The organism is Serratia sp. UGAL515B_01, assembly GCF_033095805.1.
Lineage (GTDB): Bacteria > Pseudomonadota > Gammaproteobacteria > Enterobacterales > Enterobacteriaceae > Chania.
Genome location: NZ_CP109901.1, coordinates 746650 through 766596 on the forward strand (window position 1 = coordinate 746650; position 19947 = coordinate 766596).

General features: G+C 46.7%; 20 protein-coding genes and 2 pseudogenes. 21 read left to right on the forward strand and 1 reads right to left on the reverse strand.

The annotated features are described in order from the left end of the window. Positions 1-65 precede the first annotated feature (65 nt). Positions 66-323 (reverse strand): hypothetical protein, encoded by a 258-nt coding sequence (locus OK023_RS03480; protein WP_317694843.1) that lies wholly within the window; start codon positions 321-323, stop codon positions 66-68. Positions 324-835: 512 nt separating this feature from the next. On the opposite strand from OK023_RS03480, the gene OK023_RS03485 reads away from it, so the two are divergent. The 21 genes and pseudogenes from OK023_RS03485 (at position 836) to OK023_RS03585 (ending at position 19770) form a co-directional block, all read left to right on the forward strand. After that, positions 836-1414, forward strand: a complete 579-nt coding sequence (locus OK023_RS03485) for a peptidoglycan-binding domain-containing protein (RefSeq protein WP_317694845.1) — start codon at positions 836-838, stop codon at positions 1412-1414. Beyond that, complete coding sequence (locus OK023_RS03490) at positions 1368-1703, forward strand: hypothetical protein (RefSeq protein WP_317694847.1); 336 nt, start codon at positions 1368-1370, stop codon at positions 1701-1703. The genes OK023_RS03485 and OK023_RS03490 overlap by 47 nt, the downstream gene beginning before the upstream one ends. A gap of 104 nt (positions 1704-1807) precedes the next feature. Next, a complete protein-coding gene (locus tag OK023_RS03495; protein ID WP_317694849.1) occupies positions 1808-2491 on the forward strand; it encodes an IS6 family transposase in 684 nt (227 codons plus the stop codon). Between the two features lie 164 nt (positions 2492-2655). Then, positions 2656-3534, forward strand: a pseudogene (locus tag OK023_RS03500) (YPO3983 family protein). Continuing rightward, positions 3518-3970: a DUF943 family protein gene (locus tag OK023_RS03505; RefSeq protein WP_317694851.1), complete on the forward strand. Its 453-nt coding sequence runs from the start codon at positions 3518-3520 to the stop codon at positions 3968-3970. The pseudogene OK023_RS03500 and the gene OK023_RS03505 overlap by 17 nt, the downstream one beginning before the upstream one ends. 32 nt (positions 3971-4002) lie before the next feature. Beyond that, positions 4003-4700, forward strand: a protein-coding gene (locus OK023_RS03510) for an IS1 family transposase (RefSeq protein ID WP_317694853.1) whose coding sequence is annotated in 2 segments (ribosomal slippage) — positions 4003-4261 and positions 4261-4700 — 699 coding nt in all. Because the reading frame shifts where the segments join, the coding sequence is not laid out codon by codon here. A 445-nt stretch (positions 4701-5145) separates the two neighbouring features. Beyond that, positions 5146-6606, forward strand: a complete 1461-nt coding sequence (locus tag OK023_RS03515) for a methionine--tRNA ligase (RefSeq protein WP_317694855.1) — start codon at positions 5146-5148, stop codon at positions 6604-6606. Next, positions 6593-7057, forward strand: a complete 465-nt coding sequence (locus OK023_RS03520) for a hypothetical protein (RefSeq protein WP_317694857.1) — start codon at positions 6593-6595, stop codon at positions 7055-7057. Before OK023_RS03515 ends, OK023_RS03520 begins: the two co-directional genes overlap by 14 nt. Beyond that, positions 7048-7521 carry a GNAT family N-acetyltransferase gene (locus OK023_RS03525; protein ID WP_317694859.1) on the forward strand — a complete coding sequence of 158 codons (474 nt, stop codon included), beginning with the start codon at positions 7048-7050 and terminating at the stop codon, positions 7519-7521. Before OK023_RS03520 ends, OK023_RS03525 begins: the two co-directional genes overlap by 10 nt. A gap of 48 nt (positions 7522-7569) precedes the next feature. Next, positions 7570-9198, forward strand: a complete 1629-nt coding sequence (locus tag OK023_RS03530) for an amino acid adenylation domain-containing protein (RefSeq protein WP_317694861.1) — start codon at positions 7570-7572, stop codon at positions 9196-9198. Next, positions 9195-9854: a cupin domain-containing protein gene (locus OK023_RS03535; RefSeq protein ID WP_317694863.1), complete on the forward strand. Its 660-nt coding sequence runs from the start codon at positions 9195-9197 to the stop codon at positions 9852-9854. Before OK023_RS03530 ends, OK023_RS03535 begins: the two co-directional genes overlap by 4 nt. Next, positions 9854-10900: an FAD-dependent oxidoreductase gene (locus OK023_RS03540; RefSeq protein WP_317694865.1), complete on the forward strand. Its 1047-nt coding sequence runs from the start codon at positions 9854-9856 to the stop codon at positions 10898-10900. Before OK023_RS03535 ends, OK023_RS03540 begins: the two co-directional genes overlap by 1 nt. Before the next feature lie 23 nt (positions 10901-10923). Next, a pseudogene (locus tag OK023_RS03545) lies at positions 10924-11822 on the forward strand (ABC transporter substrate-binding protein). Further along, positions 11819-12715 carry an alpha/beta hydrolase gene (locus OK023_RS03550; RefSeq protein WP_317694867.1) on the forward strand — a complete coding sequence of 299 codons (897 nt, stop codon included), beginning with the start codon at positions 11819-11821 and terminating at the stop codon, positions 12713-12715. The pseudogene OK023_RS03545 and the gene OK023_RS03550 overlap by 4 nt, the downstream one beginning before the upstream one ends. 7 nt (positions 12716-12722) lie before the next feature. Further along, positions 12723-13121 (forward strand): rhodanese-like domain-containing protein, encoded by a 399-nt coding sequence (locus OK023_RS03555; RefSeq protein ID WP_317694869.1) that lies wholly within the window; start codon positions 12723-12725, stop codon positions 13119-13121. Positions 13122-13216: 95 nt separating this feature from the next. Continuing rightward, positions 13217-13585, forward strand: a complete 369-nt coding sequence (locus OK023_RS03560; RefSeq protein WP_317694871.1) for a nuclear transport factor 2 family protein — start codon at positions 13217-13219, stop codon at positions 13583-13585. A gap of 24 nt (positions 13586-13609) precedes the next feature. After that, positions 13610-14947: a SidA/IucD/PvdA family monooxygenase gene (locus OK023_RS03565; RefSeq protein WP_317694873.1), complete on the forward strand. Its 1338-nt coding sequence runs from the start codon at positions 13610-13612 to the stop codon at positions 14945-14947. A 20-nt stretch (positions 14948-14967) separates the two neighbouring features. Then, positions 14968-16299 (forward strand): diaminobutyrate--2-oxoglutarate transaminase, encoded by a 1332-nt coding sequence (gene ectB, locus OK023_RS03570; RefSeq protein WP_317694875.1) that lies wholly within the window; start codon positions 14968-14970, stop codon positions 16297-16299. Then, a complete protein-coding gene (locus tag OK023_RS03575) occupies positions 16296-17528 on the forward strand; it encodes an NAD(P)/FAD-dependent oxidoreductase (protein ID WP_317694877.1) in 1233 nt (410 codons plus the stop codon). The genes ectB and OK023_RS03575 overlap by 4 nt, the downstream gene beginning before the upstream one ends. Before the next feature lie 425 nt (positions 17529-17953). Further along, entirely contained in the window at positions 17954-18700 is a 747-nt protein-coding gene (locus tag OK023_RS03580; RefSeq protein ID WP_317694879.1) for an EamA family transporter, read from the forward strand. A gap of 152 nt (positions 18701-18852) precedes the next feature. After that, positions 18853-19770, forward strand: coding sequence for a hypothetical protein (locus OK023_RS03585; protein ID WP_317694881.1), 918 nt, complete (start codon positions 18853-18855; stop codon positions 19768-19770). Positions 19771-19947: the final 177 nt, after the last annotated feature.

Genomic DNA, 19947 nt, shown 5'->3' on the forward strand with positions numbered 1-19947 from the left:
ATCTGCGTCACGACCCTGTACTGGGTTTTCAGAAACACAGTGACGCACGGGCATGTCTGGATGCGCTAAAACAGCGACTGGACAGGTTCGGCCTGAAAGTCCATCCGGGGAAAACCCGCCTGCTTCGGTTCGGGCGATACGCCCTGAAACAGTACAGAGAACAACCAGAACTCGGGAAGCCGGGGACGTTCGATTTTCTGGGGTTCCCCCACTACATCGGTGAGTTGCATAATGGTAAGGCGGCAGTCATGAGGAAAACCAGACGAAGCCGACGCATTGCGCAACTGAAGGCCATAAAACAGACGCTTCGTAAACGACTTCATGAAAAGCCGGCAGAAACCGGCCACTGGCTAAGGCGGGTGGTGGAGGGACACCTTAACTACTATGGCGTCCCCTTCAACATCAGGGCACTGACCCAGTTTGTGGAGGAAGTGAAACGTCTGTGGCTTAAATCACTGAGACGAAGGAGTCAGCGACACAGAATGAACTGGGCTCGTTTCAGCCGGTTGTGTGAACGCTGGATCCCGTCACCCCGAATAATGCACCCTTATCCCATGCAACGCTTCCACGCCAGAACCCGAAGTAGGAGCCGGATGCGTTAGCAGCGCACGTCCGGATCTGCGCGGGGGTAGCCGGTAACGGCTATCCCTACCGCAACCCTTGTTACGAAGGAACGCATGGTGTAATGATGTGTTATCACCATTCTGGTGACAATGGTTACTGCTTTACACGACAAACTATTAATGAGACAAAACCAAAATATTTGAAATTTGATAGATGAAGGCAGCATTATCTATCTTCTGATATAAAATACTTCAGGGGTAACTTTTTATCTATGAAAGAGCTAAGTGGGGTAGCGTGGGTTTCTCGTTTCCAAGGCAGTACTTCTACTAACACATTAAGTCTGCTGTTTAAAAAGAATATCGATGAGTTTTTATTAGCTCTAAGGAATGCGGGTGCTAAAGTTACGATTTCAGCGACATTAAGGCCACCAGAAAGGGCTTATCTTATGCATTGGTCATGGAAAATAGCAAAAGGTTTAGCAAAACCTCATGAGATACCAACGAGAGCAGGTGTAAACATAGAATGGGCTCATCAGAAAGCAGATGGAACTGTAGACATTAGCAAAAGTACTAATGCAGCTAAAAGTATGGTGAGTGCGTATGGCATGATAAACCTTAATGTCGCTCCTGCATTAACCAGGCGACATATTGAAGGTAATGCTATAGATATGGATATATCGTGGACCGGTGACTTAGAAATCAAAGACAAAGACGATAAAGTTATAACGATAAAAAGCCTACCTAGGGATGGCATGAATATTGAACTTCATGCAGTTGAAAAAAGTTTTGGCGTCATAAAATATAATGGCGGTTCAAAAGATAAACCACATTGGTCAACAGATGGTAGATAAGATGAGAAAAACAAATTTTATCGCTGTATTACCCTTCATTTTCCTTATTGGATGCTCTTATGCTACAACAATAAAAATAGATGATATTGAGAGTTATGAAAAAGTAGCAGATGATTGTCAATATCTCTCTGGAGAATGGGATTCAACCCTTCCTGAAGAAAGAAAGTTAGAAATAGAAAAAGAAGTGAATGTTACTTGCAGTAAAGCTAAAAAGTTACAAAAGCAACTCAGAGAAAAATACAAAGGTAAGAATGATATATTGAATGAAATAAATAAATATGATTTCTAATTTGTATTGGCCGTGACTCGATCTCGCATTGAGCGATCAGGAAAAAGGCTCTGTCGCATTAAGGCGTTGTTCGGTAACATGCTGTTTTTTGACGTTACCTACTCATGTCTCTGATCCGAAATGCCTTCAGTCGCATACATTATCCCGTTGATATTATTGCTCAGTGTGTCCGCTGGTATTTGGCTTACTCACTGAGTTTACGCAACCTGGAAGAGATAATGGCAGAGCGCGGTATTGTCGTTGACCATTCAACTCTTCACCGTTGGGTTATCCGCCTGGTACCGCTGCTGGATAAGGCTTTTCGCCGACACAAGCGCACAGTAGGTCGGCGGTGGCGAATGGATGAAACCTACATAAAAATCAAAGGCCAGTGGAAATATCTGTACCGAGCAGTTGATACTGCGGGTCAGACCGTCGACTTTCTGCTGGCCGCCAAACGGGATGCTGCAGCGGCATTACGCTTCTTTCGCAAGGCCATTCGAAACCACGGCGGACCTGAGATAGTGACCATTGATAAAAGTGGTGCCAACACGGCCGCGCTGACTACACTCAACGCCGACAAACCAGAAGAAGAAACCATGACTGTCAGGCAGAACAAGTATCTGAATAATCTTGTTGAACAAGATCACCGCAACATCAAACGCCGAATACGCCCGATGCTTGGATTCAAATCGTTTCGACGGGCCCAGACGATCGAACTACTCAACATGATAAGAAAAGGGCAATATCAACACCCGCAAAGTGAGGGATTGTCACCCGCGAAACAATTCTACTTGCTGGCTGCCTAAATAACCGACAACGCAACTTTTGCCAACTTCATGTCACTAATGCGACAGAGCCATATATACTCGTTACGCTTCAAGTTGCATCCACATGCTTTCCGCCTTCCTGTGACTTGAATTATGGTGATACTCAGCCTCATAGAACCCGTTGACAACGAAAGGAATGTGCCGTGTCAGAAACCTCTCAACCCATCCCGCAAGCGTTACGTTTTCCCTGTACGGTATTCAGAACGCAAAAGCGCATGGATGATTACGCTGCCGATGACATGCGGTACGGTGATCTCAGCGCAACGCAGTTAAAAACAGATCTTAAACTGAATCAGGTGTCCAGCAAGGTTGACCCGTACACCTTTACGTTGTTCAAGCAGCTAAAACCTAGGGCTTATAGTTATGGCTTTGAGGCTGAAACAAATTTGGAAAGTAATCAGAAGATAACACGGCAGGAATGCGCCAATATTCTTTTTGATGAATTTCGCAAAGCATCGCAGATTTTCTCTATGTATGGCCCGTATCAGAGCGTTATGGGGAAGATGATCAACCATATGCAAAACGGTAACGGTGCACCATTTAGGGACATGTTATTAAATAGGGCACTGAAAGAGCAAATCCTTAGTGATACTTCAGAAAATAGTTCATTACTGAGAATAAAAAGGGTATTAACAGACAATATCGATTGGAAAAATAATTTGTATCCGGCAGAGAAAACGATTGATATAACAGAAACTATCCTCGGTGGTAGACTGCCAAAATTTGACCGACCGCAAGATTGTATAAACGGATTGGGTATTACAGTACATGATACATACGCAACACATATTACTATAAAATCGTTACGGATTGATAACGATCGATATCGAGCTGTTGTCCATTACAATGTTCAGGATCATTTCGGACTGGATAACAAAGATATTATAAAATTTAGAAATTATAATATATTCCGTATCTAGTTTTTACTCCAGCGATCCAATCAATTTGGCTATAAACCATTCATGAGCAATATGGAAGCAACAGTAGAAATTACTGGGGGGCACAATGAAAGCAAAAAGTAAAAAAATCCTCTGTATGCTATTACTGACCAGTAGCGTTTTATTAGGATGTTTCCTCTGGCTGCCACTACGTCCGGTAGAAATTGTCGCCGTTCATCAGAGACATCATTTTAGTGATGTTTTGGTAATAGGTTTTCCTATCACTGATAAAGGGAAAATAAACTGGTGGCTGGAAAATAAAGAGATGTTAAAAGCAAAGTATAACATTCCAAAGCTAGCATCTTATGGTAATTTCAGTATCACTTTCTGGAATTTTCCTGAAGGATATAAAGAAGATGAATATGACAGGTTGTGCTTCGATGATATGAAAACGGATAAAAACTGTATAGATAAGAATGCTGTTTTTACCGTTAATAATGATAGTGAGAATAGGACAATTTTTACAGTTTACAATGGAACTTACCTTCTAAGAGAAAATGGGGTCGTGACGCAGATTTAGTGTTGTTGTATTCTTTGCCCTTTGGATGATTGATGGCAAAGATTGATGTGGTTTGTCCCCGTTGCTCTGAAACTCAGGGGGTTATCCGAAACGGTCATTCCAGTTCAGGGGCGCAACTCTATCGCTGTAACCAGTGTCTTAAGACCTTTCAGCTCCACTACCGCTACAATGGGGCTAAACCCGATACCCATCAAACCATTGTTGATATGGCGATGAACGGCTCCGGATGCCGCGATACGGCAAGGGTACTGCGGATAAGTCTCAACACCGTTCTCCGTCATCTAAAAAACTTACACCGCATCAGGTAGCGCAAAACGTTGAGCCAGGGGCAGAAGTCGTTATCTGCTGTGAAGCCGATGAGCAGTGGTCGTATGTCCGCTGTAAAGGCAACCAGCGCTGGCTGTTTTATGCCTATGACCGTATCCGAAAGCGCGTCATCGCCCACGTATTTGGCCCGAGAAATGCTCTGACACTCCAGCGTCTTCTTGTTTTGTTGGGCCAGTTTAGCATCGCCTTCTACATGAACGATGCTTGGCCGGTATACCGGACGTTATTGTCCTCAACCAGCCATGTTATCAGCAAGAAATATACCCAGCGGATAGAGCGACATAATCTGAACTTGCGGACCCATCTTAAGCGGCTTACCCGCAAGACCATTTGTTTCTCAAAGTCAGAAGAGATGCACGACAAGATCATCGGCGGGTATCTGACAGTCAACCATTACCACTAAATCTGCGTCACGACCCGAATTCCGGGATATGTTCCCAGGGCTGGTTTTTGGCTATATTAAAATGATACTGATTTATCTTTTCTGCGAAAAGCGACCTAGCCCCTTCAGTTAACGTCAGTGTTTTTTTAGGTTGTGTTGTGTCATAAAAATGTATCTTTTGCTCTTTGTATCAACTCGATCCGAGCATTTTACTTAGCTATTAAAAATTGTTTAGCTTGGGTGCTTCATAAAAAAACCAGAATAAAAAAATATATAAAAATTTATATTTGGAGTATTTAACTATTTTTTCTTTAATCTTAGAAATAAGTACTCATTTATGTTTTTTTAAAAAAAGCATTGTAATCAATTGGTTATTTTTTGTTGTGTAATTGTGAAAAATTGTCATTTGAAATGTAATCTCTAATATGATTAATTTTCCTCATGTTTTTATAAAAAAGTAATAAACATGGCAAAGTTTATCGTTACGGCAACCCCTCCGACGCCAAATGGCGATCTCCATCTGGGACACCTATCTGGACCTTTTCTGGCCGCTGACGTGATGCAACGGCGACTCAAACAGCTGGGGCACGATGTGCTATTTGTGACATATAGCGATGATTATCAAAGCTATTTACCCAGAAAAACCAAGGCGTTACACAGACAGCCTTTTGCGTATGCCCGCCTGATGCGTCAGGCAATGCAACTGTCTCTGGAGCTGGTTAATATCCGTTTTGATACCTTTGTACAGGCTGCAGATACGCCAGCTTATCAGCATTCAGGCGAACACTATGCGAAGCTGATCGCCGGGCAGACCGAACTTAAGGAACATAAGACTTTTTACTGTGCAGCCTGCAATCTGTATGGTTACGAAGGCTTTGGTAGAACCCAGTGTAACTGGTGTGGAACCTCGTCAGACACCAGCCAGTGTGAACATTGTGCCCGTGTACCTGATATTGAAAAGATTACCGCAATGACCTGTATGTCCTGTCAGGGAGCGATGCAGCCAGTGCAAGTAAAACAACATATCTGGAAGATTGGTCAGAATTATCCAGCGGTCAAAGCCGCTTTACAGCAGCGTCCGATGCGCCCGTGTCTGACAGGTTATCTTGACGACGTGCTGAGCAACGAGTGTGAACAGTGGTCGTTGACCCGCCCGGGTGATGCTGGTTTGCCGGTTGCTGCACTGGATAATTATCCTCTGCATACCTGGTTTCTGGGGCTGTCTGGTTACAGAAGCTGCGTTGAGAGTTATCTGGCAACGCATCCTGAACGTGGTGAGTTTGCGGAGTGGTGGGCACCCGATACTGAGCTGGTTCATTTGCTTGGTTTTGATTGTTCCTATAGCCATGCGGTTGGTTACAGCAGTTTGCTGCTGGCCGATCAAACTGGGCCTTGTCCGGGCACCTTTATCACTAACCGCTTTCTTAAACTGGATGGCGAAGATTTCTCTACCAGCCGCGGTCACGCTGTCTGGATCAAAGATCTGACAGGGCAATATCCCTCTGATGCCATCCGCCTGTTCAGCGCGTTAACCGCGCCTGAAACCGCAGTCAGTAACTTCAGCCGCGAACAGTTTCAGCACTGGTATCACCAAATCTTCCTGCCGCTGGTCACACAGGCTGAACAGGTCATCGATTCCAGTATCACCCTGACCACAGAACAGCGGCTGCGTTTACGCAGCCACTCAGCCTGCTTGGACTGGCAGCAAGCAGCTTCTCTTGAGGCATTTTCGATTGCCGGTATGGCACGGGCCGTGCTGGATTTTTCCGAGTTTATTCAGTCGGATGATGTCCTGTCTGTAGCGCCTGAAGCTTGGCAGAACCTGGCCGAACTGTTTCTGCCTTTGTGTCCCGATTTGGCAAACACGATACTCTCTGTACTCCCCTTCGACGTGCAGTATGCGAAGGCACTTCATGAACCCGCTTAATTATCAGGAGCGTGCGGTGAGTTTTCTCGGCACGCAAGCCATCGGGCAAGCGCAACTGAAAATGTATTACCTCACCAGCGAAAAGCAGGTAGAAACTCCGGTTCCTGAACCTGAACTTCAGCGTCAGTGGCTGGTGCAGGGGTTGGATGAAGCGAATTTTCCCGGAGATCATCATATCGGCTTTGCCATTATTCACGCCGCTGATGACGGTGACTATTTGCTGATCAGTACCTGGTGCGACGCTAATATGCTGCGTCATCGCGTATTTACTATCGACAATGAAAACCGTTTACAGTCATTAGAGAGCACAAAAATTATCGCCTGTGTCTGGGAATTGGCCGTGATGTTCTATGAGCGTAACTTCTGGATAGAGCAAGTGATGACCACTGAAAAACTCGAAGACGGGAATGTCCAACGTTATTTGCAAAAGGGGTACAGCGGGTGGGTTTAAATATTCGACCAGTCAGATCTGACGATCTTGACCAACTGGTTACCTTGTGTGCTGAACATGCCGAATACGAGAAGATGAGCTATAGCGATAATGGCCAGCAGCAGCGCTTACAGATAGCACTGTTCAGCCAGCCAGCCCGATTGTTTATCTGGGTAGTGGCTGATGATAACGACGATCTGCATGGCTATTTATCAGTCACCATCGATTATTCCACCTGGTCGGCGGCACAGTTTGTCTATATGGATTGCCTGTACTTAACCGCAGATTTACGCGGGCAGGGTATCGGACGGCAGTTAATGAACACCTTAATTGATTTTGCTGAACAGCAACAGTGCGCGGAAATTCAGTGGCAAACGCCGCCAGATAACCAGCTCGGTATTGGCTTTTATCAGCATATCGGTGCGGCTAGCCTCACCAAGATCCGCTTTACACTGCGTCAGGGGAGTCGCCTGTGGCATGTGTAATGCCATGGTGATGGTTTTTGCTGAAAAATAAAAAGACAGGATATTACGATGACAACATTACCTCGTTGGGCTTATCAAGCCGATGCCGTGCAAACCAAAGATTACCAACTGGGCGAATTGTTTGCGTTCGGCAGATCGCATAATCCGCAAAAACTGGCTATCAGCGACGGTAAACAGAGTTATACCTTTGCACAGCTGGATGATATGGCGACCAATCTGGCGCTATGGCTGTCTCAGAATGGGGTGAAACCGACGACCTGCGTCCCTGTATTGGCAGAAAAATGCGCCATTATGCCTGTGATCGTGGCGGCCTGCTGGAAACTGGGAGCGGTCTATGTTCCCCTTGACGACCAGTTACCGCATGCACGTATCCGCAAACTGCTTGCTCGGCTGGATGCGCCAGTCGTGCTGGCTATTTCTCACCCTCCTCTGGATAACATTGGGATCTGGCTAAGTAGCGAGGCGCTACTCACGGTGTGCCAGCAGCCTGCACCAACTGCAGGAATATTATCCCTATATCAACATGCGCCTGATGATACGGCTTATATCATTTTTACCTCAGGCTCAACGGGTGAACCCAAAGGGGTTGAAATCAGTGCCAACAGCCTGAAAACCTATTTTGCTGCGCATAATCAATGGTTGCAATTTACCCCTGATTCCCGAGTATTCAGCCTGTCGCCGTTTCATTTTGATGTTTCCATTGAAGACACGTTACTGCCGCTGTCACTGGGGGCTTTTGTCTGGCAATTTACCAGCGTCCATGCTGGTGCCATTATGCGTAGTATCATCATTCGAGAAAAGATCACCCATCTTATTGCCGTTTCTACACTGCTCTCACTGATTACCGAAAATGGCAAACAAATTCAGGCAGAGAATTTCCCAGCGCTGGAAATGGTGATGACCGGAGCTGAAGTTTGCGATCCTAAAATCATCAATTTATGGAAACAGAACCTGCCAGCAGTTCGCCTGATTAATGCCTATGGCCCGACAGAGACCACCATTGTCTGTTGCTGTTATGAAATTGAACAACCTGACGAGCAGCGCACGATAAGCTGGCCAATAGGTGTTCCCCTGCAGAACGTTTCCTGCCTGATCCTCGATGAAAACCAGGAAATCCAGCAGGGTACCGATATCGCTGGTGAGCTGTGCATTGGTGGTGATCTGGTGATGAAGGGTTATCTGGGACAGCCACAGGAAACGGAAAAAGTCATTTTCGAACATCAGGGCGTGCGTTATTACCGCTCCGGTGATATTTGTCTGCGTCAGGCGGACGGCAATATTTTATACGTAGGCCGCCGCGATGATGAAGTCAAAATTGCTGGTCGTCGTATTCACCTCGGCGAGATTCGCCAGAAATGTCTAGCCAACAGTGGTGTGCAGCGCGTTGCGATCCGCAAAGTGCAACTGGATGGCAAAGATCATATCGCTATGGTCATTACTGGCGAAGAAAGCAGCAAGCTGACCAATATTGAAACCTCGCTGGCGGCGGAGTTACCGCGTTATATGTTGCCAACGTTATGGGGCTGGGCAGAAGAGGTCAATTTAAGCGCCAATGGCAAAACTGACGAAAAAATATTGTTAGATCAGTTGGTTGACGCGGCGAGCCAGCAACAGTCACGTTATTTCATCCGCCGTCAGGGCGGCAGCTTTACTCCAATGAATCGAGGTGATGCGTGAGTCATCAGGCTTATTTAACGCGTGTAGAAAAGGTTATCCGGGCAACGGTAACGTTTCCGCAGGAAGTGCAACTGCAGGAACAGACTGAGCTGTACACATTAGGAATTGATTCCCTAACCACCATTAATGTGTTGCTGGCTATGGCGACAGATTATCAGGTTGAACTGGAAAATTTTGTTAGTGAAATCGACGGGCTGAAAACTGTTGGCGATCTCTGTGGCCTAGCGGCAATGTTCAGTGCTGCCAGCGCCGACAGCCAGCCTGATCATATCGCACTGGCTAATATCAAGTTTTTCTCACAGCAGGTGCTACATTACGAATATGGTCTGGACGGCATTCGCACTTTTCCCTGGGAAAATGTGAATACGCCGATTGGTTCCGGTTATTGCATCGTTCGCCCGTTCACCGAAACACTGCCACATATCAACCAGCCAGATGATGAAGATGAGCTCTTTTTAGGTATCCAGGGTCAGGCTCTGGTGGTGATCGATGGCAAAGAGTATACGTTTACCCAAGGCGACCAGGTCTTTATCCCGCGTGGTAGCCATCACTATGTGCGTAACAACAGCGACCAATCCTTCCACTTCTTTACCATCTGGTGGAATCAGGCGGGAGCACGTGCTTATCTGGCACAGGAAGAAAAGGCTGAGCAATAATGGTGAACCACTGGGATATCATTATTATCGGAGCCGGTCTTGCTGGCAGTGCGCTGGCTGAAAATATCAGTCAGTCGGGTCTGCGCACACTGCTACTGGAGTCAGCAGAGCCCGGTAGTGGTGGTGCCAGTGCGCGCTCGCGAGGCATTGTGAGGGTGTACGATCCCAACCCCACACTGATGCAATATAACGTAGGTGGGGTACGTGAATGGCAGCGGCTGAATCAGCGCTGGCCAGGAATCTTCCGTCGGTGTGGGGTGATCTACCTGCTCAGAGAGGAGCATATTCCGGGCGCGCAGGTGCTACTGCGGGAGTTTTCTTCGTCAGAGTATCCCATTGAGTTAATTTCCCGCCAGCAGGCACAAAAACTGATGCCGGAACTGAATATCCCGCCAAAGGCGGGCATTCTTTATGAATCGCAGGGGGGATACGTTAACCCCCGTCTGGCTTGTCAATTACTGGCGCATCAGGCGCGGGAGCAGGGGACGGAACTGCTGGAAGGTGTCCAAGCGAACCGTGTTGAATCGCAACGCAGCGGAGTCAATGTTCATACTGAGCACCAGGTATTGAGTGCCCGACTGGCAGTGGTGGCAGCGGGAGCCTACAGTCGCACACTGATCCCCGAAATCCCGCTGTTCAGCCGCTCAATCCCGCTGAGTACCCTCTACAGCACGGACGCCCAGGCACCACAAACCTGTCTGATCGACGAATACAGCGGCAGCTATATGCGCCCGGGATCAACTTCCTTTGTTTTCGCTGGCGGCGCGCCACAGCATGATGCCGCTGCGCCCACTGCATTGCCACAGAGCATTAGTGCACACTCGGCCAATTTGCAGTTAGCACAGCAGATGCTGCCAGGCATCCCGTTACAGCTCAGTCATGGCTGGGATGGATATGATGGTTACACTGCTGACTTCCTACCACAGACCAGACTGATTGCCGAACGCCACCTGGCGCTGTTCTGCGGTTTTTCAGGGCGCGGGGCGAAATATATTCCTGATGCGGCACGTCAGTTCAGCCAACAGATTCTCGAGTATCTGCAATGATCAGACTGGCATGCGTCGCCTGTATGGACGAAAACAAGTCCGTCCACACCACCACCTGGCTGCGTGCCATTGAGCTGGCACAAGAACTTCTGTTGCCACCACAGGTCACGCTGAAACTGTTCGATGATAATGCCGATGCCCAGAGAGCCGCTGAAGTCGCCCGGCAGATAGTGGCTTGGTCACCAGATGCTATTGTCGGGCACTTTGCCTCGGCTGCCGCAGAAGCGGCGGCACCGCTGTATGCGCAGCATAATTTGCCACTGTTTTTACCGGCGGCAACCGCGAAACATCTGACCACGTATCCTACCACCTGGCGTTTATGTGATAACGATGAGGATTATGTCATCTGGTTATTACCGCTACTAACGTCTCATGGGCAGGATGCCGTGGCCATTGAGCATGATGGCTCGGTACACGGTAAAAGCGTGGCGCACCAGCTGAGTGCCTCGATAAAACCGGCAGAAGACCCTCAACAAGCTGCGACTACCTTTTTTGCCGGTAGTTTCTCGTATGCGTTGGAGCGGGCAGCCAACTGGGCACACGACTCTCCTGAAGGTGCTCGTCTGATCTTGGCGGATGATGCGTTTTCTGCAGAACTGGTGCCCGCACTGCTGGCCAGAGGTATCGACTTAGGTTCAAGACAGATTTATGTAGCGGCGATAGCCCCGCAACCCACAGGCGAAAAAGCTTCCACGCTTGTTTCTGCTTGGCACCAACGCTGGGGGGTACGCCTGGATGCTATTTTTGGGAAACGATGGCGGCCTTGCAGGTTGCCAGCCAGTATCCTGATTTTCCTGCACAAACCCTGCTGGGGGCGCTGAATTTTGACGCACAGCATGAGAGTCACCCTGCCAGCTTTTCACTCTGGCTGGCTACGCATCGTGGACTGCAGATTGTCCTGACTCCAGAGGTAAGTATATGAATATTAATACAGTTCCGCTGGCAACGGATTTTGCCAATCTGCTGGCTGCCCGGCGACTGTTTTTCGGTAAGGGAGCACAACATGAAACCGATTATGGTCGTCAGCGTGTGGCGCGCTGGATAGCGAACGTATCGGCCCCGCTGAGTGGGAAAATAGAGGTAACCGGCCATGTGCGCCGCTTTATCCCCGAAAAATTGCGCAGTGCTGAGCCGATTTTTTATCTGCATGGTGGTGGACTGGTTTATTACTCTACCGAGGTATTCAGCGCCTTTTTAAGCACCCTGGCGCATATCAGTGGACGGGAGATCCGCGCATTTGATTATCCAAAAGCGCCGGAAACACCAATGGCCGAGCTCGTCGGCCATCTGGAACAGCAGCTATCTACCGAGCTTAACCATGTTGACGCCGCTCCCTGTCTGATGGGAGATAGCGTAGGCGGCCTATTAACGCTTTGGTTTGCTGGTTCAGCGTTCAGTCAGGCTTTTTCCCAGATTCATCTGTTGTATCCGGCGCTGGCGAGCCATCACAATTTTGATTCTTTCCGGCGTTATGGCGAAGGTTATCTGTTGGATGCCGCCATACTACGTTGGTTTGCCGAACACTGGCTTCCCTGGTGTCGTCAGCAGCAGTTTGACCCGCTAGCATCAGATTATGCTTTCAGCAAGCTGCCACCCGTGGTTTTGCACACCACCGGATATGATGTGCTGACTGATGAAGGACTCGCTTTCGCCGCGCTTGCCCGCCAAGCTGGAGCATCATTGCAACATTATCATCATCCGGCATTGCCCCATGACTTTTGTCTGTATGCCGGCAAACTCGCCAGTTCCCGCCAAGCCGTTGAACAGATTGCTGCGGCCTTGGATATTGAGCACAAAATCCCCTGTAAACAATGAGGTTATTATGTCAGCGATTGAACAGTTATCTTATTATCAAAAAAAATTGGCTTATGAAACAGACTCATGGGATCTGTATCTGGCATTAAAGAACAGCGAAAATGTAGTTGTGGTCGATGGACGCAGTAAAGAGGTGTACCAGAGGGAACATATTCCGGGAGCTATCAACCAGCCTCACAAAGAAATCTGTTTTAATAACACTGAAAAGTTAGATAAAACAAAAATATATATCTGTTACTGTGATGGTATTGGTTGTAATGCTTCTACCAAAACCGCGATGAAACTGATGACGCTGGGTTTTCAGGTAAAAGAATTGTTGGGAGGTCTGGACTGGTGGAAACGCGATGGTTATTCCACTGAGGGTATCGAGGGGAAAGAAGGCACACCGGTTTCCTGCGGTTGCTGAGGATCCGGATATAGACTGAAAATCCGTATTATTTAAATAATAGTACGGATACATATGAAATTTTAGTTATTGGCTGATATGTTCAGATAAAAATTATGCATTCAGAATATTACGACCGTGTATCTGTGGTGCGCGATAAATTTCGCACGCTTGATATAACATTAATCGCCTCCTGTTTTACAGATGATGTGGTGGTGAAATATAATCAGCTGGACGTCATTCACGGAAAAGAGGCGTTACTGTCATTTCTTTCACCGCGTTATCATATGTTGTCTGATTACCAGTTGGATAAAAAAATTCTCCTTACTCAGGGGGGTACTGTATGCCTTGAAGTTATTGCCAGCTATATCAATCGTGAAAATGGCAAAGCATACAGAAGTAAAATTTTCGAAATTTTAACGTTTAACGGCGATCTGATATCACGCTGGGATTATGTCGGCAATACAGAAGAAATCACGCAGTAAATTTTGAATCCATGGGGAAAGGAAATGTCTGTATCCATTGATAATGAAGCGTTTAATAAGAACCTGTATGATTTTATTGGCATCGGCTTCGGACCTGCCAATATTGCACTGGCCATTGCGATGGAAGAAGCACAATTTAGAGGTCGCTGTCTGTTTCTTGAACGCAACACCAAAACCGAATGGCAGCCGGAAATGCTGCTGTCGGGAAGCGATATTCAGAATAACCCCTGCCGTGATTTAGTGACGCCGCGTAACCCACGCAGTCGCTATACCTTTACCAATTTCTTATTTGAAAATAACAGGCTGTTTGAGCACCTTAATCTGGGGCTGGAATTCCCTTTGCGTCGCGAGTTTGCCGAATATGTTCGATGGGTTGCGAGTTTCTTCACTCATCAGACTGCCTATGGTCGCAGTGTCAAAAAACTGACCCTTGTTAATCATAATAATGAAAAATATTATCGAATTGAAACTGATAAAAATGAGGTGTACTTCTCCCGTTCAGTGGTGGTGGCTCCAGGTCGAACACCAATGATTCCAACAGTTTTTGAAAAAGCAAATCCACATCGCGTTTTCCATCTGACTCGTTATTTAAAGACGCTTAACCAGTTAAACGAAAAGAAACCGCTGAACCGGATTGCTGTGGTAGGGGGAAGTCAGAGTGCGGTAGAGATAATTCTGCATTTACGCCAAAACTATCCGAATGCGGAAATTATTAATATTCAGCGAGGTTATGGTTTTCGCCTGAAGGATACTAGTCCGTTCAGTGATCATATCTATTTCCCTGAGTTCGTAGACTACTATTTCAATGCTTCTGAAAGCGGGAAAAAACGTCTTAACCAGCATCTACATTTCACTAACTACTCTTCCGCTGATAAAGACGTTATTCATCAGCTCTACGTGGGCATGTATGAAGATAAATTGCAGGGCAAAACGCCAGTGAAAATTTGGTCCTGCCAGGAAATCCTGAATTACAGCGAGGACGAAAACCATTGCCAATTGCAAATTAGGGAAATGAATACGGGTGAACAACTCACACTCGATAATATTGATTGCATAGTGTTGGCTACTGGGTTCCGTAATTTCGGTAACGGCGAAAACGACGAACTTTGTCCGCCGCTAATGACCGACCTTTATCCTCTGCTGGCGAAAAATAACGACGGTGGATTTCTCAAATTAGAGCGGGATTACAGCCTAAAGTCTGCTAGTGCGCAGGAACAACTGCCTCCGTTGTTCCTGAACGGGCTGTGTGAATCGTCACATGGTTATGGTGATGCCGGTTCTTTCAGCCTGCTGTCACTACGTTCACAGGAAATTTTACAGTCACTGGATCAGCAACTCACCAAAAAAGCGGCCCTAGCCTGAACATTTACAGAGGAATTGCTATGACTACACTAGAGAATAACAATACACTTAATGTTTTTTCTGATCATGAGTCCTCAGCCAGAAGCTATTGCCGCAATTTCCCAGCGATCTTCCAACGGGCTTCAGGATGCTATCTCTATGATCAGCATGACAACGCATGGCTGGACTTTCTCAGCTGTGCGGGATCGGTGAATTACGGCCACAATCCGACTGCCCTGAAAGAGGCCTTGATCGCTTATCTGGCGGCGGATGGTATTCAGGCCGCGTTGGATATGCATTCGGTTGCCAAAGCTGAATTTATTACGGCATTTAACGCTATTATTCTGCAACCGCGCGGACTGGATTACAAAATGCAGTTTACTTCGCCGACTGGCACCAGCGTGGTGGAATCAGCTATTAAGCTGGCACGCAAGGTGACAAACCGCACCAATGTGGTGGCATTTACCAATGGCTTCCACGGAATGTCCAGTACTGCGCTGGGGCTGACCGGTAATCGTGACAATCGGCAGAACACCATTGATTCTCATGTATTCCGGCTACCGTATGACGGCTATCTAGAGGGGCTGGACACTATCGCCTATTTCGAAAAACTGTTAACTGATAACAGTTCGGGAATGGATATTCCAGCAGCGGTTATTCTGGAAACGGTGCAGGGCGAAGGCGGCATTAATGTGGCGTCAAAAACCTGGCTGCAACGTTTACATACACTACTGCAGCGTCATGATATCTTGCTGATTATTGATGATATCCAAGCTGGATGCGGACGCACAGGCCATTTCTTCAGCTTTGAGTTTGCTGGCATTCAACCTGATATGGTGTGCCTGTCAAAATCCCTGAGCGGTTACGGACTGCCTTTCTCACTGCTGCTGTTTAAACCTCAGTGGGATCAGTGGAAACCCGGTGAAGATAACGGCACCTTTCGTGGCAATACCTCGGCCTTTGTTACAGCCAAAGCGGCACTGGAAAATTACTGGAGTGATGATCAGTTAAGTCAGCATGTTTTTCGTCAGGAGAAAGTGGTTCAGCAGTGGCTGCAGGAGATAAAAGCGCGTTTCCCCCGCTTTATCAAACAGACCCGTGGTCGTGGCCTGTTTTACGGTATTGAACTCTATTCTCCTGAACTGGCGCAGAAGATCACCCAGCATTGCTTCGGGCAGCAGCTGATTGTAGAACGTTCCGGTGATCGCGATCAGGTGATTAAGATTATGCCAGCCCTTAGCATTCCTGAAGAAACGCTGCTGTCGGGATTGGTAATCCTGGAGCGGGCAATGGAAGCGTGCTTAATCGATGCTGAGGCAATTCCGTCAGCCACGCGCGCAGACGCCCTGCACCACGTAGGAGTCACACAATGATCTACGATGTGGTTATTGTCGGAGGCAGCGCCAGTGGCGCTGCCTCCAGCATCTTGTTACGCAAACTGGGGTTGAGCGTCAGGGTGATTGAAAAGCTTCCGTCAGCGTCATCCTATAAAAAACTTTGTACTCACTTTATTCAGCCCTCAGCCGTGCCGGTGTTAAGCCAGCTCGGTATGGCGCATCTGGCTGAGCGTGACTACAGCGTGCGTACTCGGGCAACCTTTATCACCCCAGCAGGTATTATTGATCCCGAAGGATTTTATGGCATCGACAGCCAGCAGTGCGCGCTCAATCTGGAACGGTCGGTATTGGATCCGGCGCTGCGCCAACAGGCGCATGAATGTGGCGTTGAAATCGGCTATGCGGAACGGGTCATGGACGTTCAGCGCTCGCCGCAGGGCTGGCAGTTAACGGTAGAAAGGACAGAGGAAACGTTTAGCATTGAAGGGCGGTTCTTGATTGCGGCGGACGGTAGAATGTCACTGCTAGCACGTTTACTGGACAATCCGATGCAGAGCTATGAAAACCATCGGGCCACCTTTTTCGCTTATTGCAGTGGCATTGAGTCACCAGCGGATAACCGTTCACTGTTTGCTCACCATCAAAACGGTATGGCGTTTCTATATCCATTAATTAATGGCCGTACGTTGCTGTCAGCTTACATCAGCAAAGAAACGTCTCAGCAGTGGCAACAGCATGATGTGAAGGCAAGTCTGGTGGAGTTCTTTGCTGGCGTTCCCGCAATGCCAGCCATGAATAATGTGACCTTTGAAACTCAGGTGATGGGGTATCGGGATTACCCAAACCTGACGCGTCAGCCGGTCTGCCAGGATGTAGCTTTTATTGGCGATGCGGCGCAATCACTTGATCCGATGAGCGGGGTGGGATGCAGTTTTGCGCTGCAAACCGCTGCGATGCTGGCCCAGTCGGTGGAAGCCTCGCTACAGCATGGCGTCGTCAATACCCAACTGGCTTTGCAGACTTACCAACGTCAGTTTAATGAGTATTTTCCTTTCCACGCTCGCGGCATTATTGCTGACTCGCTGATAGCGAAAGATGATCAGGGACAAAAATCGACCTTCGGGACCATCCTAAACGATTCTGAATTACAGCGTCAGTATCGTGATTTGACGGGGCGACTGATATTACCTGCGGCTTTTCAGAATAAATTTTTGATTAGCAAAATTAAGCAGAATGCGTCTGAACGCAAGACGTTGGGGACATAACGGATGACGTGGCGCGCACGGCTCATCGGCTAACTGAGTATTAAGCATGGAGTTAAAGGCGGATCGCGTTGAATGACTGATGAATGGGAGGACGTTATCAGTTACCACGTATTGCACCTGATAAAACGGTTGACTGTAGCGCTGAGGAGCAACGTTGACTTACGGCTGTGGCTGTATTCACATTTTATGATGATATTGATGGGAGTGTTGATATGAATTCTGGAAAGTTACTTGCGCCTTTTTCTATTTTTATGTACTGCATCTGTACCGCACTCTCTGCGGTATGGATCTCTTTCTCTTTTACGAACATTAGCGGTTTTTTTGTTACCTTTTTTTCGTTATTCGTGGCATTTTGCGTGTTCGTTTTTTTACAGAAAAGATCGGGCGGTAACGTATTTAAATTAACACGTGTCTTTTTTGGTGAAATGCTTATCTTAAATGTATTGACGCTGACCAGTTGGTTGTTTGCCTTTCTTTCACTGTATAAAATTGAACCATCTATCGAGTGTGCGGTATTTCAGGGATCGCTGCCAATTGGGGTACTATTGTGTGAACTGATCGCAGGTAAAGTCAAAGTGTTCAGTAAACGTGCTCTGGGGATATTCCTGATAGCCATTAACCTAGCTGCTCTGGTGATTTTCCGGTTATATTATGCAGACGGCGTGTTTAATTTCACTGCCAATGAGTTGAGACTTGGGGTTTTCCTGGCTTTCACAGGTGGACTGAGTGCGGGTATTTATGTTTTCCGCTCTGCGAAGTTGTACGACTATGGTGCCAGCACACTGGAAATTCTGTGTAACCGTTTTTTCCTGTTGTTAGTTATCACTGCTGCAATTAGTGCCAAAGAGCTGGTTAGTATTACCACGATGGATTCATTTATACTGGCTAAATTGCTACTCTTGGCATTTATCTCAGTGGTTATTCCGGTATTTGCTTTACAATATTCCGTTCAAAAACTGGGTGCACCAAGAGTTTCCATTATTACTCCCTTTATTCCGGCGATTGCTTTAACCATTGAAATGTTCACTAAAGGTTGGCCTTCTTTCTGGGTGCCACTGTTAATCGTCACCACCTGTTTGTCTATCTTACTGGCTAACTTCTGGATGAGAAAAAAGAAAGCTCCAGACCTTACGCCACCCAGCAGTAATGAATACTCTGCTGGAAAAATATAAAAATAGTAACCACACCCGCTCGATTACTACTGGTAATCGTGCGAAAACAGAAAACGCAATGCTGATCTCGGTTTGATAAGAATAACCCTGTCCGGCAATAATAATGTGTCGTTTTTTAATAAAAAATAAAATTAACAATATCAGGAGTTGAAATGACTGAGTTTGAATATGAACGCGAAGTTTACAACAGGAATTTCCTTAATTGCTCTCAGAGGCAAGGCATTGTTGCTTTAGAATCGGTTGGCTGTAAAACTGCAAACTTATTTTACAATGCTCAAATTAGTACCGATATTATCAGAGAGCAGATATTTTTAAAGCAGACACCCCGTTACGATTTTATTTATGACGGTCTGATGGTCAGGGATTATGCTATGATCGGGATAAAGTATTCTGAAGTAAAATATAGCTCATTTGAGGATGCTATTCCTCAACTTGTTGAGGTTATTAACAGAGATTCTTTTGTTCTGGTATCCTGTGATGTTTTTTTTGTGCCACATCGTCCAGAATTCTATTATAAAAAACATATCAATCACTTTGTTACGCTACTTTCATATGATGCGGAAAACGGGGAGTGGCAAGCGATTGATGATGTGTCCTCCGGTCATCTAGCTAAGTTTATCTTTACCAGTGAATATCTTTCCGAAATTTGTAATGCCTCAAAAGAAAAAGTTTTTCGGACATTTGAAAAGCTGCCGGCTGAAAATAGAGGAGGCCACGACTCTGCTACCGGTTTGCTTTTTACCAACAGTCGGATTAACCGCAGTGATAACTTCACAATCCTTGAAGATATCGCAACAATGGAAAATAACCAAACTAGAGTGGAGAGCATGGCGAACGTGTTTTCCGTGATCCTGGGTTCCAGAATCTGTTTTGCAAAATTTTTGCAACAAAATCCTACTTACTCTGAGGCAGAGAAACTCAGCAATCATATTGCAGCAGAAGCCAGATCGGTACGCGATCTGCTTAATATTTATGCGGCTACCGGCAGTTTTAAGCGTGAGGTGATTTTGCCGAAAGCAGAGAATATTGCCGAAATGGAAAAAACGCTTTCCGCGCTGCTTGAGAGCTAGGCTGTGTCCCTTAACCTCCCTACACACTAAAAAGTGCTTTAGGAATCATTTCCAAAATGTGATTTTTGGTTGAGTATTGAGCATTTTTAGAGAGTCTCTTATCGCTCAAGCGTGTTTTTTGCACAATTATAACAATGCTGAACTGTACAAAAAACAGTTACGGGACACACCCTAAAG

Bases quoted from the DNA above. Each gene is read 5' to 3' on its own strand.
- OK023_RS03540 (WP_317694865.1), top strand. From the start codon at position 9,854: ATGGTGAACCACTGGGATATCATTATTATCGGAGCCGGTCTTGCTGGC.
- OK023_RS03495 (WP_317694849.1), top strand. From the start codon at position 1,808: ATGTCTCTGATCCGAAATGCCTTCAGTCGCATACATTATCCCGTTGAT.
- OK023_RS03485 (WP_317694845.1), top strand. From the start codon at position 836: ATGAAAGAGCTAAGTGGGGTAGCGTGGGTTTCTCGTTTCCAAGGCAGT.
- ectB (WP_317694875.1), top strand. From the start codon at position 14,968: ATGACTACACTAGAGAATAACAATACACTTAATGTTTTTTCTGATCAT.
- OK023_RS03480 (WP_317694843.1), bottom strand. From the start codon at position 323: ATGAAGTCGTTTACGAAGCGTCTGTTTTATGGCCTTCAGTTGCGCAAT.
- OK023_RS03515 (WP_317694855.1), top strand. From the start codon at position 5,146: ATGGCAAAGTTTATCGTTACGGCAACCCCTCCGACGCCAAATGGCGAT.
- OK023_RS03550 (WP_317694867.1), top strand. From the start codon at position 11,819: ATGAATATTAATACAGTTCCGCTGGCAACGGATTTTGCCAATCTGCTG.
- OK023_RS03565 (WP_317694873.1), top strand. From the start codon at position 13,610: ATGTCTGTATCCATTGATAATGAAGCGTTTAATAAGAACCTGTATGAT.
- OK023_RS03520 (WP_317694857.1), top strand. From the start codon at position 6,593: ATGAACCCGCTTAATTATCAGGAGCGTGCGGTGAGTTTTCTCGGCACG.
- OK023_RS03555 (WP_317694869.1), top strand. From the start codon at position 12,723: ATGTCAGCGATTGAACAGTTATCTTATTATCAAAAAAAATTGGCTTAT.
- OK023_RS03585 (WP_317694881.1), top strand. From the start codon at position 18,853: ATGACTGAGTTTGAATATGAACGCGAAGTTTACAACAGGAATTTCCTT.
- OK023_RS03560 (WP_317694871.1), top strand. From the start codon at position 13,217: ATGCATTCAGAATATTACGACCGTGTATCTGTGGTGCGCGATAAATTT.
- OK023_RS03580 (WP_317694879.1), top strand. From the start codon at position 17,954: ATGCTTATCTTAAATGTATTGACGCTGACCAGTTGGTTGTTTGCCTTT.
- OK023_RS03490 (WP_317694847.1), top strand. From the start codon at position 1,368: ATGGCGGTTCAAAAGATAAACCACATTGGTCAACAGATGGTAGATAAG.
- OK023_RS03575 (WP_317694877.1), top strand. From the start codon at position 16,296: ATGATCTACGATGTGGTTATTGTCGGAGGCAGCGCCAGTGGCGCTGCC.
- OK023_RS03530 (WP_317694861.1), top strand. From the start codon at position 7,570: ATGACAACATTACCTCGTTGGGCTTATCAAGCCGATGCCGTGCAAACC.
- OK023_RS03505 (WP_317694851.1), top strand. From the start codon at position 3,518: ATGAAAGCAAAAAGTAAAAAAATCCTCTGTATGCTATTACTGACCAGT.